Origin of the sequence: Echinicola vietnamensis DSM 17526 (assembly GCF_000325705.1) — a bacterium.
Taxonomy (GTDB): domain Bacteria; phylum Bacteroidota; class Bacteroidia; order Cytophagales; family Cyclobacteriaceae; genus Echinicola; species Echinicola vietnamensis.
Window position 1 is genome coordinate 2,141,305 of the sequence record NC_019904.1, and the last position, 12,772, is coordinate 2,154,076.

The 12,772-nt window shown below is 44.4% G+C and carries 14 protein-coding genes; 9 read left to right on the plus strand and 5 right to left on the minus strand.

Annotation, left to right across the window (positions count from 1 at the left end; genetic code table 11):
• The first annotated feature begins 45 nt into the window (after positions 1 to 45).
• Both ECHVI_RS08945 and ECHVI_RS08950 read left to right on the plus strand, forming a co-directional pair.
• Complete coding sequence (locus ECHVI_RS08945) at positions 46 to 483, plus strand: DUF5606 family protein (protein WP_015265645.1); 438 nt, start codon at positions 46 to 48, stop codon at positions 481 to 483.
• Positions 484 to 558: 75 nt separating this feature from the next.
• Positions 559 to 861 carry a hypothetical protein gene (locus ECHVI_RS08950; RefSeq protein ID WP_015265646.1) on the plus strand — a complete coding sequence of 101 codons (303 nt, stop codon included), beginning with the start codon at positions 559 to 561 and terminating at the stop codon, positions 859 to 861.
• Between the two features lies 1 nt (position 862).
• Here the strand turns inward: ECHVI_RS08950 and fbp are convergent, their stop codons facing one another.
• Positions 863 to 1,894, minus strand: a complete 1,032-nt coding sequence (gene fbp, locus ECHVI_RS08955) for a class 1 fructose-bisphosphatase (RefSeq protein WP_015265647.1) — start codon at positions 1,892 to 1,894, stop codon at positions 863 to 865.
• A gap of 58 nt (positions 1,895 to 1,952) precedes the next feature.
• On the opposite strand from fbp, the gene ECHVI_RS08960 reads away from it, so the two are divergent.
• Positions 1,953 to 3,224 carry an aspartate kinase gene (locus tag ECHVI_RS08960; RefSeq protein WP_015265648.1) on the plus strand — a complete coding sequence of 424 codons (1,272 nt, stop codon included), beginning with the start codon at positions 1,953 to 1,955 and terminating at the stop codon, positions 3,222 to 3,224.
• Between the two features lie 39 nt (positions 3,225 to 3,263).
• On the opposite strand, the gene ECHVI_RS08965 is transcribed toward ECHVI_RS08960, so the two are convergent.
• From ECHVI_RS08965 to ECHVI_RS08975, 3 genes are read right to left on the minus strand one after another with little or no spacing between them, the layout of a single operon-like run.
• Positions 3,264 to 4,136, minus strand: coding sequence for a fructosamine kinase family protein (locus ECHVI_RS08965; RefSeq protein ID WP_015265649.1), 873 nt, complete (start codon positions 4,134 to 4,136; stop codon positions 3,264 to 3,266).
• Positions 4,129 to 4,614, minus strand: coding sequence for a low molecular weight protein-tyrosine-phosphatase (locus tag ECHVI_RS08970; RefSeq protein WP_015265650.1), 486 nt, complete (start codon positions 4,612 to 4,614; stop codon positions 4,129 to 4,131). Before ECHVI_RS08970 ends, ECHVI_RS08965 begins: the two co-directional genes overlap by 8 nt.
• Before the next feature lie 2 nt (positions 4,615 to 4,616).
• On the minus strand, positions 4,617 to 5,606 hold the full coding sequence (locus ECHVI_RS08975) for a DUF6588 family protein (protein ID WP_015265651.1): 990 nt from the start codon (positions 5,604 to 5,606) through the stop codon (positions 4,617 to 4,619).
• A 150-nt stretch (positions 5,607 to 5,756) separates the two neighbouring features.
• On the opposite strand from ECHVI_RS08975, the gene ECHVI_RS08980 reads away from it, so the two are divergent.
• The 6 genes from ECHVI_RS08980 (at position 5,757) to panB (ending at position 11,524) form a co-directional block, all read left to right on the plus strand.
• Positions 5,757 to 6,170: a Fur family transcriptional regulator gene (locus ECHVI_RS08980; RefSeq protein ID WP_015265652.1), complete on the plus strand. Its 414-nt coding sequence runs from the start codon at positions 5,757 to 5,759 to the stop codon at positions 6,168 to 6,170.
• A gap of 52 nt (positions 6,171 to 6,222) precedes the next feature.
• Positions 6,223 to 6,852 (plus strand): peroxiredoxin, encoded by a 630-nt coding sequence (locus tag ECHVI_RS08985; protein WP_015265653.1) that lies wholly within the window; start codon positions 6,223 to 6,225, stop codon positions 6,850 to 6,852.
• An 894-nt stretch (positions 6,853 to 7,746) separates the two neighbouring features.
• On the plus strand, positions 7,747 to 9,072 hold the full coding sequence (locus tag ECHVI_RS08990; RefSeq protein ID WP_015265654.1) for a 3-deoxy-D-manno-octulosonic acid transferase: 1,326 nt from the start codon (positions 7,747 to 7,749) through the stop codon (positions 9,070 to 9,072).
• The gene (rsgA, locus tag ECHVI_RS08995) at positions 9,051 to 9,980 is read left to right on the plus strand and encodes a ribosome small subunit-dependent GTPase A (RefSeq protein WP_015265655.1); all 930 of its coding nucleotides are present in this window, start codon (positions 9,051 to 9,053) and stop codon (positions 9,978 to 9,980) included. The genes ECHVI_RS08990 and rsgA overlap by 22 nt, the downstream gene beginning before the upstream one ends.
• A gap of 164 nt (positions 9,981 to 10,144) precedes the next feature.
• Entirely contained in the window at positions 10,145 to 10,648 is a 504-nt protein-coding gene (locus tag ECHVI_RS09000) for a phosphoribosyltransferase family protein (protein ID WP_015265656.1), read from the plus strand.
• 54 nt (positions 10,649 to 10,702) lie between these two features.
• Positions 10,703 to 11,524, plus strand: a complete 822-nt coding sequence (panB, locus tag ECHVI_RS09005; protein ID WP_015265657.1) for a 3-methyl-2-oxobutanoate hydroxymethyltransferase — start codon at positions 10,703 to 10,705, stop codon at positions 11,522 to 11,524.
• Between the two features lie 103 nt (positions 11,525 to 11,627).
• Here panB and ECHVI_RS09010 read toward each other — a convergent pair whose 3' ends face one another.
• Positions 11,628 to 12,716, minus strand: coding sequence for a 6-bladed beta-propeller (locus ECHVI_RS09010; RefSeq protein WP_015265658.1), 1,089 nt, complete (start codon positions 12,714 to 12,716; stop codon positions 11,628 to 11,630).
• Positions 12,717 to 12,772: the final 56 nt, after the last annotated feature.

Here is a 12,772-nt window from a genome sequence, read left to right on the forward strand (position 1 = left end):
TAAGTCGAAAGCCTATATTTGCAAGCTGATTTTAATAAGAGAACTATGGAGTTTAAAGAAATAGCTACCGTGGCTGGAAAGCCAGGATTGTATAAAGTGCTTAAGCCTAGCAGGAGCGGGGTGATTTTGGAATCAATGGATGCCAAAAAAGCAAAGTTAGTAGTGGGTGCAAATCACAGGGTGTCCATCCTGAGCGAGATTTCAATTTATACCATGACCGAAGAAGGTTCCAGCCCGCTACAAGAGGTGATGATCACGATCGAGAAGGAATTTGAAGGAGATACTGGCTTGGCGAAAGGAGCGGACAACGATGAATATATTGCTTTTATGAAGCATATTCTTCCCGAGTTTGATGAGCAGCGCGTATACCCATCGGATATCAAAAAACTGATTTCTTGGTACCGCATTATCCGTGAACAAGCACCGGAAGTCCTGCAAGAAGATGCAGCTGCAGATGGTGAAACCGAAGAAAAAGAAGATTAATTACGCGATAACCACAAAAAGAAATAGCTACTTTTAGGGAAAACCATTGGGGTTCTTTAAAAGTAGCTTTTTTTTATGAATACTTCAGAACATATTTCGGAAAGCATCGAACTGCTCCAAAAGGATTTTGAACTTACCGTTCCTGATGAACCCTTAAATCGTGAGCAGCTGATCAAACTGTTGACACCGATCGTGGGGGAACTGCTTAACAGGGACCTGGAGCGGTTGCTTCAAGTTTGTTATCGGATAGATTTGGGAGAGGCCCGTCTAAAGCATCTCCTCCATGAAGCCAATCCAGAAACCATGGCCTCAGAGCTCAGCGAAGCCTTGGTGGATCGACAGCTCCAAAAGGTCCAATTGCGTCGAAAATACAGGTGAATTATTGGCTGATCTCTGTTTCCTTCAAGAACTCCTGGGATTCTTCGACCATGGCTTTAGAGCCAATGTACAGCGGTGTTCTTTGGTGAAGGGAAGTGGGCTTGATGTCCAAGATCCTGTTTTTTCCATCCGTGGCCGAAGCGCCAGCTTGCTCGGCTATAAAAGCCAGGGAATTGGCCTCGTAGAGCAACCGTAGCTTGCCATGAGGGGCTTTTGCGGTGCTGGGATAAATATAGATCCCGCCTTTGAGAAGGTTTCGGTGAAAGTCTGCCACCAAGCTGCCAATGTACCGTGCACTGTAATTTCTTTCCTTGCACGCTTCAATGTAGTTGTTTACGCCATCACTGACTTGTGATTTTAAGCCTTCATTGATGCTGTATATGCTGCCGTTCTCAGGGGCTGTCACGTTGGGATGGCTGAGGAAAAACTCTCCCAAAGACTGCTCGTAGGTAAATCCATTTACGCCCTTTCCGGTGGTGTAAACCAGCATGGTCGAAGAGCCGTACAGCACATAGCCTGCTGCCACTTGCTTGGAACCGGGCTGCATGATGTCTTCTGGCTGGATAGGGCTGCCTACGGGAGTGACCCGGCGATAGATGGAGAAAATGGTCCCAATAGAGATGTTGACATCAATATTGGAGGAGCCGTCCAAAGGATCCATGGCCACCACATATTTGCCGCTGCTGTTCTGCAAATCGATCACTTCATCATCTTCCTCGGAGACAATGGCACAAACTTCGCCTCCTTTGGTCAGTGCACGGCAAAAGCGGATGTTGGCCACCACATCCAGTTTTTGTTGTTCTTCACCTTGTACATTGGTGTTTCCGAACGCTCCGCTGATGTTGGAAAGCCCGGCACGGTTGATCTCACGGTTGACGATTTTGGATGCCAAAGCGATGTCCCTGAGTATTTGTGACAGCTCTCCGGATGCAAACGGAAAATCGTCTTGTTTACTCTTGATAAATCGGTCAAGGGTGACGCCTACTGAATAGCCTAATGCGGAGTTATTAGGCTCATATGGTTTTGTCTTCATATCTTTGAAAAAGTAAATTTTGAAATATAACCCAGTGTAAATTACTACATATATTTTTATGACAAAAGCAATTGTATACAAATTTGGTGGGGCTTCTGTAAAAGATGCTGCGGCGATCAAAAACCTCTCAAACATTTTATTCAATCGATTGCGGAGCCCAATGGTCATCGTCGTTTCGGCCATTGGAAAAACCACCAATGCCCTGGAAGAAATTTTACGACTGAAATATGATGGCGTAGATTTTTATTCGAATATTACAATTTTGAGAAAAAACCATTTAGCAATTTGCCAAGAGCTTTTTGAGGAAGGGGACTTGGTGTTTGGGATGGTAGAGAATATTTTTTTACAGCTGGCCAGGGTTTTGGAGGTGCCCCTGACCAAGGAGAATTACGATGAGTATTATGATCGAGTGGTAGGGTTTGGGGAACTGCTCTCCACAAAAATCATCCATGCATACCTGTGTCATCGCCAGCAATATTGTATTTGGCAGGATGCTCGGGACTTTATCCTCACAGACGATAATTTCCGGTTTGCGAAAGTGGATTGGGAACAGACTGCTCGGCAGTGTCAGCAGAAGCTGGTTCCTGTGCTGAAGCAGCTGCCCGTGGTTACGCAGGGGTTTGTCGGCAGTACGAAAGATGGTCAGCCCACTACTTTGGGCCGTGAGGGGTCAGACTTCTCAGCGGCCATTTTCGCGAAGAGCTTAGGAGCCGAATCGGTGACTATCTGGAAGGATGTCCCGGGAGTCCTTAATGCCGACCCCAAGCGCTTTGAGGAGACGGTTAAATTTGACCGGTTGGATTATAAAGAAGCTGCAGAGATGACGTTTTATGGTGCCTCGGTGATTCATCCACGGACGATCAAACCGTTGGCAAATGCTAAGATTCCACTTTTCGTAAGGTCATTTTTACAGCCTGAGGAGCAGGGGACGGTAATTGGGGATTTTGGAGAAGGAAGCATCAATGTGCCGACCATTGTCGTGAAGGATAGGCAGGTATTGGTGACTTTTGAGGTGACTGATTTTACCTTTATCAACGAATCCCATATGCATCAAGTCTATGCCGAATTGGATAGGCTTAAGCTACGGGCCAATTTGATCCAATCTTCGGCGATTACCATTTCGATTTGTACGGATAGAGAGTTGTTTAAGCTCGAACAGTTGCTGGAGGAAATGAAGGGCATATTTAAAGTAAAGTACAATGAAGGCCTACAGCTGGTTACTGTCAAAAATTATGATGAGCGAACCAAGAAAAGGTTTCTGGATCATCGTGAAATACTGTTGGAGCAGACCACACGGAGTACTTTTCAAGTGGTTTGCCGGCAAGCGTAAGCTTAAAAGACTTGACTGGGCAGGCAAAAGGAGGAGTTTTCAGAGCAGTTTTTTGACCACTTTTTTGATGCCGGGAAGGTAGCTTTGCCCAAAGAGGTTGAGGTGTACCAGGAGCGGATAAAGGTTATGGATGTCTACCCTGGATTCGAAATCAGGTTCGAGGGGGAAGATTTCATGATAGGCCTCATAGAATTCACTTCTAAATCCTCCAAAGAGCTTGGAAAAGGCCAAATCCATTTCACGGTGACCAAAATAGATGGCCGGGTCAATCAGACAGGGGTCGCCCTTGGTGTTGACAATGACATTTCCTGACCATAAGTCTCCATGGAGCAAGGAAGGTTTTTCGTTGGGGATGAGGTCTTTCAGTTTTGGGTAGACTTGTTGGAGTTTTTTATAGAAGTCCTTGCTGATCAGTCCGTCATAATAGGCTTTTCCGGCCATTGGTTCGAGTCTCTCTTCGGCAAAGAAATCCGGCCAGTTGTTGTTAAAGGTGTTCCGCTGGGGGAGTGCAGCAATATAGTTGTCCTCATCCAGCCCAAACTGCGGGGACGTGGCCATGTGCAATTCGGCAAGTCCATGGCCGAGGTTTTTCCAATAGCTGGCATTGGGGTATCCGCCGTGAATCCACTCGATGAGCATGTAATTTTGGGAGGCTATCCGGCCTGCGCCAATGGTTTTTGGTATTTGGAGTGGGGCATGCTTGTGGAGCAGGGTCAGTCCCTTGATTTCCTGCAGAAACATGTCCGAGGACGGCAGGTGGTTGGACTTTAAAAAAAGCGCACCCTTGTCAGTGTCCAAGAGTACGCTTTGGTTCATGGTGCCGGCAGAAATCAGCCGGACAGATTTTAATTTGGTAGGTTCTGGTATGGCATCGGTTAAGACTTCTTCATAAAATGAATGGGACTTATGCATATACCTGATGTTCTTTTTTTAACTGAACAATGAATTCTTTAATGGATTCGTTCAAGATTTGGTAAACATTTTCGAAACCATCTTCCCCTCCATAATAGGGGTCCGGAACCTCATTTGAGCTGGCGTTTGGCTGGAATTCCCTCATCAGGTAGATGCGGTCATGACTGAGGTTATAACTTTCCATCAGCTGGAGGATGTTTTTTTTGTTCGACTTGTCCATGGCAATAATGTAGTCAAAATCCCTAATATCGGCATGGTTAAGTTGTCTTCCACGGTGGGAAATGGCGATGCCGTGCCTTTTGGCGCTGGCGACACTGCGCTCATCGGGTAGCTCTCCGATATGGTAATCGGATGTGCCACAGCTATCACTCTGGAATTTATACGCCAAATCAAGCGAGTTGATCTGGTGGTTAAAAATAGCCTCAGCAAGAGGCGATCTGCAAATATTGCCTAAACAAACAAATAAAACTTTAATCATATTTATCTAATTGAAACTCCTAATCCGACATTTACGGTGTTAAATTCCTGGAAGGTATAGTCTCCATTGAGGAAGACCGGCCCAAATTTCAGCCTTGCTCCCACTGTTCCCATTGCTCCTTTTGCGGTATAAGCCAACCTGACAGGGTCTACAAACTCTTGCGAGGTGCCGCTGATCTCATAGGTGCCCAGCATATTGTAATCCGATGTTCCGGAATTATAGCCAACGGCTCCATAAACCGTAAGGATGGACAATTTTTTACTGACCAATCCCTGGACCGTCCAGGTGCTCACATTCATCGTCGCGACCTGTCCTTGTACTTCATCGATATAGTATTTCGCATCTAATGCATTATAAGCGGCTAAGATCGAGAAGTCCACTGGTATGATGTTAATGCCTTCAAAATATTGCTTGAAGTCATGCTTTATGCCAATTCCCCACTGGGATACCTCCGTGTCTTCGATGGTAATTTTGGGAATAAATCTCCCGATGATTTCAAAGCCTGCCGGCAATCCTACAGCCCCTTGGATCAGCGGTGCAGGAACATACTTTACCGGAATGTCAATACCCGGAGGGATGTCAGCCTCTGCGATTGGGGTTTCTCCATCATATATCTCAAGTACACCTGTAGCGTCAGGATTGCCGTATAACGTGGGGAGCTGGGTCGGCCCAGTGACATCCTTCACCCTGATTTTTTCATATTCGGCAGGATTAAAGGTGAATGTTTCATAGTGGGAAGGTACTGCTGCACCACTGACAGCAAACTTCAGGTCAAATCCCAGTACGCCATGTGTTTTGGCGGTTTGTGCCCAGCCAGATCCCATGCTATAAATAAATCCTTTTGCCGCAGGCTCTACATAATAGCCCATGTAAGTGTTCAAGTCTTCCTTACCTGCATTAAGGATTTGTTCAATATTTACATTGCCTTGTCCAAAGGCTGATGATCCATGGACCATCAATCCTGCAAAACAAAAATATAATAATTTTTTCATCAGGTTAGTTGGTTTAAGAAATTAAAGGTAATGAAATTTAGAGTAAACTCTCCAAGGTAGAAACGACGGAAAGAAATAATTTTTGCATTTCTAATTAACTTTCTTACTTTTGCGGAACTATTATTAAATAATAATCATTCTCAACAAAGAATGGATACCGAAACGATAAAAGAGAAAATAGCACAAGGGGGACTGAAGTTTACGCATCAGCGGATGGTGATCTATGAGGCTGTATCCAAAACCCATAATCATCCCACTGCTGAATGGGTGTATGAGCAAGTCCATGAGCACAACCCTTCTATTTCTCTTGGGACGGTTTACAAGACCTTGGATACCTTTGTGAATGCACATATCATCCAGAAATTCATTGACAATAACGGGGTGATGCGTTTTGATGCGATTTTGGAAGCGCATAGCCATTTGTATGACAAGGAAACCAATGAGATTCGGGATTACCGCAACACTGAACTGGAAAAATTGATCAAGGAGTTTTTTGATAAAAACCAGATCCAGGACTTTGAAGTGGAGGACATATCAGTGGTCATCAAGGGCCATAACAAGTAACAATTGAAAACAAATTTTCTAAACATAACTAATCAAATAAAACGTAAAAAGTATGTCATTAGTAGGAAAAAAAGCCCCATTATTTAGTGCACCAGCCGTAATCAATGGCGAAGAAATCGTAGATAACTTCTCTTTGGAGCAGTATGTCGGTAAGCAAGAAGTGATCTTCTATTTCTATCCAAAAGATTTCACATTCGTGTGCCCTACAGAGATTTTGGCTTTCCAAGAGAAATTGGCCGAATTCGAAAAAAGAGGTGTAGCGGTAGTGGGCGCTTCTTGCGACACTGAAGAGACTCACCTGGCATGGTTGGCCACTCCTAAGGCTAACGGTGGTATCGAAGGCGTAACCTATCCATTGGTGGCTGATCCAGCCAAGACCATCGCTCATAACTTTGGCGTTTTGGCCGGAGAGTGGAACTACAATGAAGAAGGTGAATTGATCTATGAAGGTGCTCCTGTAGCGTTCAGAGGTTCTTTCTTGATCGATAAAGAAGGTGTGGTAAGACACGAAACCATCAATGACCTTCCACTAGGAAGAAACATCGATGAGATGATCAGATTGGTAGATGCCCTTCACCACGTAGAAAAGCATGGAGAGGTTTGTCCTGCCAACTGGGAAGAAGGTAAAGAAGCCATGAAAGCGACCAAAGAAGGTGTATCTGAATACCTAGCTAAAAACTAATCACTGCTGAATTCAGCAAATAATTTAAAAGCCCTGAAGCGATTCAGGGCTTTTTTAGTTTTCAGCCACAAAGATACTATGGCAGCATGGGTGTTTTATCTTACTTTTTTTCGGATCGAGCCATATTTCTGGGGGGTGAATGTTGACATGTTCTGATGAAAGAAAATTTCACACCGCAAAAACGATGGTTTTCCTCCATCTGCACGAATGGGTTTTAGCGGAAATTTGTGGAAAATAGGGAGGGTAATGCGGCTAAAACGGAAAACGTTGAATGGACAAATTTACCATGGGCTTCACCCATGGCTATGGATGTACCGAGGCTGTTTCATAAATAAATAATCCGTCATCACGAGCGGAGTGAAGTGATCTCGATGAGCTTTCATTGCACGTATGACGAGATTGCTTCTTCCGATATCCATCGGAATCGCAATGACGAGGACTTATGAGACAACCTCTAGCTTTCGAGCATATATAACGATCGCTACAAAATACTTTATACCTTGTATTTCACCTCTCTCCAGATTACACCATGGATAAAATGTGATCAAGCCATAATAATGGAGTGCTTATATGAGGGCATTACAAAAGTCCTTCCCCGCAGTCCACATTTCAAATGCGGACTAGATGATGCATTGAGTTATCGGAACAATGATATGCTGCCAAGGCCTCAGGCCCAAAGCAATTATACATTTCCTTCCGTGCAGGACCAACGTGCACTTGGTGCCTTTGGGACGTTATGGCATGTTTATTTAACCGTGGTTTTGCCATTATGTAATGCTGGCAGTCCCCGACTTTTCCGCTTAATCTTTTTTTTTATGTCCTCGCTTTGGTGACTTCCTAATTGATGCGGGTGTCCGTACATTCGCCTAATGAGCGATACGCCGGACGACAGGCATGAGTCAGAAAACTGCTATCGATGTAAGGTCGTTTACCGGCTTCTTGCTATTTTTGGGCATGAAGGTGTTATATGATTTTTCGGTTTGGGTTTTTTCCGGAATGCTCAGGATGGCCAGTGGAGGAGACTCCAAATTGGCGCGTTTGGTGAGGGGGAGGAAGCCTGTTTTTGATGAAATAGCCATTTTTCGAGAAAAGCATCATGGAAAAGTAGCTTGGTTTCATGTGGCTTCCCTTGGAGAATATGAACAGGCCAAGCCGGTGATTGCACGATTAAAACAGGAGTTTCCGGCAATGGCGGTTTTGGTGACTTTTTTCAGTCCCAGTGGCTATGAAAATGTCATCAAAAAGCCACAGCCAAATGTGGACGGGGTGACGTATTTGCCTTTTGATACCGAAGGAAATGCCAAGCATTTTTTGAATTTGGTAAAGCCATCGGTGGTGTTTTTTGTAAAGTATGACCTGTGGGCCAATTTTATCTTTGAAGCAAAAAAACGGCAAGTTCCCTTGTTTTTGTTTTCGGCTGCTTTGCGTAAGGATCAGGTTTATTTTCAGTTTTACGGAGGGTTTTTCAGAAAAGTGCTGAAATGCTTTGACCATATCTATGTTCAGAATGACCAGACGCAAAGGTTGTTAGGGGAAATAGGCGTTTCTGAGACGACGGTGACCGGAGATACCCGCTATGATAATGTCCGCGCCATCAGCCAATCTCCCAAGCAATTTCCTGAGATCGAAGCTCTTTTTGGGCAGAAAAAGGTGATGGTGATCGGAAGTGCTTGGCCGGAAGACATGGAGGTGATCCTGCCATTTGTCAATAGTCATGAAGATTTTCACTACATCATCGCACCGCACGATATCAATGACGCCCAAATAGCTGATTGGCAGCTCCAGATCAAGCATCCATCCATAAAGTATTCAGAACTGGATGGGGCCTCGTCGGAGGGGGTGAAGGTGCTCTTTATAGATAATATCGGCATGTTGTCTTCTCTTTACCAGTATGCTAAGGTCGCTTATGTCGGCGGGGCATTTGGAAAAGGGCTGCATAATATTTTGGAGCCATTGGCTTTCTATATACCTGTACTTTTCGGGAAATTGAAAAAGGCCAGTAAATTTCCTGAAGGAGGAATCAGCCAGCAATATGGTTGTGGATTCGAAGTGGAGGATGCTGCAGCATTCGAGAAAATAATCTTAGCTTTGGAAGCGCCCGAGGCCTACGATCAAGCCGTGAATGCAGCGGAGAAACTGGTCATGGATAACCTTGGCAGTGCAGCTAACATCATCAACAGCGTGAAAAATACGGTCCAATGGAGCAAAAAGGAAGGGTAATAAAGAGTACGGGAAGCTGGTACGAGGTAGAGACGGAAAAGGGACCGATTCGGGCTCGGTTAAGGGGGAAGTTCAAGCAGGACGACCTTAAGCTTACCAATCCGATAGCAGTAGGTGATTTTGTGCTATTGGCTAAGGAAATCAATCAAGAGAGTGCGGTGATCTCCAGTATTTTGCCCCGGGAAAACTACATCATCAGGAAGTCTACTCGAAAGCAAAACTTTTCCCACATTTTGGCTTCCAATATTGATCAGGCATTCTTGGTGGTGACGTTGAAGCAGCCGCGGACCTCCTTAGGGTTTATCGATCGGTTTATCGTAAGCACGGAGAGTTTTAGGATTCCCACGACCATTGTGGTAAATAAAATGGACTTGGTCAAGAAGGAAAAGGACAAGGAATTCCTTCAGGACATCCATGATATTTATGAGCCATTGGGATATCCCGTGGTGGAAATTTCTGCCCTCGATGATGAAGGGCTCCAGGAGGTGTTTTTGCCGAAGTTGTCCGGGAAGACCACTTTGCTCTCGGGGCATTCTGGAGTGGGCAAGTCCTCTTTGCTGAACAAGATCATTCCGTCTGCTTCCCAGACGACCAAGGAGGTGTCCTCTTTTACCTCAAAAGGAGTGCATACCACTACCTTTGCAGAAATGTTTCCGCTGGAAGGTGGAGGTTACCTGATCGATACACCGGGGATCAAGGAATTTGGGATTCTGGATATCGATGACCAAGAGCTTTCGCATTATTTTGTGGAAATGAGAAAATACTTGGGGCAGTGCAAGTATAACAATTGCAAGCACCTTAATGAACCCGGCTGTAAGGTTTTGGAGGTGCTGGAAGAGGGATATATTCACCCTTACCGGTACGATAGTTATGTCAAAATCTTACATGAAGAGGATACTTTCCGGTAAATGGTGGACGGTGCTGGTGTTGATTTCGTCCAAGCCGTTAGGGCCAAGGATGAAATTATGCCGATTTTTTGACCTTTCAATATTTAATTTTTCGATCCCATTACCTTTGAATCCATTCCCATTTGAAGTAATTTTCGCAGGCAAAACCGATTGATTAGACCATCATGAGTGAGATAAAAACATTAGTGTTGAACCATAAGCAAATCCAACAGAAAATCATTCGCATTGCTTATGAAATATATGAAAGGAATGCTGGAGAGCAAGCGTTGGTATTTGCTGGAGTGACAGGTATGGGGAGTGTGTTGGCCGGAATTTTGGCGGAAAAGGTCAGGGAAATATCAGGATTGGACATACAGCAGGTGGAGGTTTCGTTGGATAAGTTCACCAAAAAACAACCAGCGGTCACCGTAAGTCCAGCGGTAGACCTGACGGACAAGTGTCTGGTCATTGTGGATGATGTGTTGAATTCTGGCCGTACGCTTACTTACGTGATGGAGCCTTTTGTGAAATATGCCGTTAAGAAGATCGAAATCGCTGTTCTGGTGAACCGAAGCCATAAGAAGTTTCCCGTATCTGCAGATTATACAGGCTACGAATTGGCCACTACCTTAAGTGAAAACATTGAGGTGATGCTTGACGACCATGATTCCACGGTTTATCTGCAGTAGCTAAAACCTCCAATTCTTATTGATCAATTTTAAATTCTGAAAATCCCAAATACCATGTCTGTACACCAGTCCTCTAATATCAAGCGAATTACCACCCACGTTTTGCAGGAAATGAAGACACGTGGTGAAAAAATTTCCATGTTGACCGCCTATGATTTTTCCATGGCGGGGATTTTGGATGGAGCAGGCTTGGACATCATTTTGGTGGGAGATTCTGCTTCCAATGTGATGGCTGGACATGAAACGACCCTTCCGATTACCTTGGACCAGATGATTTATCACGCTTCTTCAGTGGTGAGGGCGGTTAAGAGAGCGTTGGTGGTCGTGGACATCCCTTTTGGGTCCTATCAAGGCAATTCTTCCGAGGCCCTTCGTTCGGCCATTCGCATCATGAAAGAATCAGGAGCCCATGCGGTGAAAGTAGAAGGAGGGGCAGAAATCAAGGAGTCAGTGGTGCGGATATTGAGTGCCGGGGTGCCTGTGATGGGACATCTGGGCCTTACCCCGCAATCGATTTACAAGTTTGGTACCTATACCGTCAGGGCTAAAGAAGAAGAGGAAGCCGCCAAACTGATTGCAGATGCCAAGGTGTTGGAGGAATGTGGCTGCTTTGCCATTACCTTGGAAAAGATACCTGCCCAGCTTGCCAAAAAGGTAGCGGAAACGGTATCCATTCCCGTTATTGGGATAGGAGCAGGACCTCATGTGGATGGCCAAGTGTTGGTGGTGCATGACATGTTGGGCATTACCCAAGAGTTCAAGCCAAGATTTTTACGGCAATATGCAGACTTACGTGGCATTATGACCGAGGCGGTAGAAGGATACATCAAGGATGTCAAATCCAATGACTTCCCCAACGAGAAGGAGAGTTACTGAAGGTGCGGGTAATAGGGATCCATTAAATATCTACAGACATGTGCCCAAGATTATGTTGTCCCTTATCGGTTTTGATAAGTTGTTTAGAGGCAATTTAAAGCACTTATTTTTTAAAATCAGCAATAAAGACCACAGGATTTGCTTCTGTTTGGGAAGAGATCAAGCGTTTGTGGGGTGGGATTCGTTTTCCGTTCAGTTGATAGAATGATTGCAGTTCATCTGACGTGTGGTAATACCAGGCAAAGTGCTGGTTAGCCCCGCAAAAATTGATGTTGGAAGGTGAAGGAAAAAGATCGTTTTGTAATTCTTTTAAGACATAGCCTTTTTGGTGTTTCCAGTCGATCAATAGATACCTTTGGATATGACGATGCTTGATCCTGAAAAGGACATTTTCAGCAGAAATCTGAATTCCATTTCGTAGGTTGGAATATCCTGAAAAGGAATTGAAGGAATGTAGCCTTTTCAATGGATCAGTCTCCTGATCAAAAGTTTCAACAGGATAAAACTGACCATTAAAATCGAGGTGCCATTTTTCTACCAATTTCCCCGTGATTTGGTAAAGGGTATCAAGAAAGGGGTGATAATGAATGGTGCGTTGGTTGCTGATGATAAAGTAGCGTTCATCGGAGAGGTGCGGACGTAGAAGACTATTGGAAATCCATTTATGGGATTTGCTTCCGTTTTTTTCTAATTGATAGACCGTTTCAGCGGTTGTGGTATTGAGATAACCCATGATAGCATTATCCCTAAGACAGATTCCTTCAAACGGATGGGGAATTGCGATAGTGCCCAATTTTTCGAGCTCGGGGTCAAAAAGATGAATTTTCCGATGGTATGCATCCAGGGCATAAATCGTGTCCTTCCGAAACGCAATATCGTTGATGTGATGGCCTTCCAGAGGGCCTGTTCCAAAATCATCTTTATAGGCAAGTAGTTTGCCATTTTCGCGGTCGAAAACCTTAATAGACTTTGTCAGGTCAAAATCCAGTACCAAAATGTATTTATTGGAAACGATTAACCTATCGATGTTCCCTACAATGATGCTTTCATCAAGTTTTATAGGCGTGAGTGTGCTAAAGAACTTGCTGAGCGGATAGCTTACCTCCGTTTGTCGAATAGGAATGCTGTTGGGATGTTTTTTGGATCCACAGGATAAAAGAAGAAAAATTGATATCTTAATAAAAATGCGCATGACTAAAATGTTTCAATCAATATAACTAAAATTTTAATAGTTTAAAATATCATACA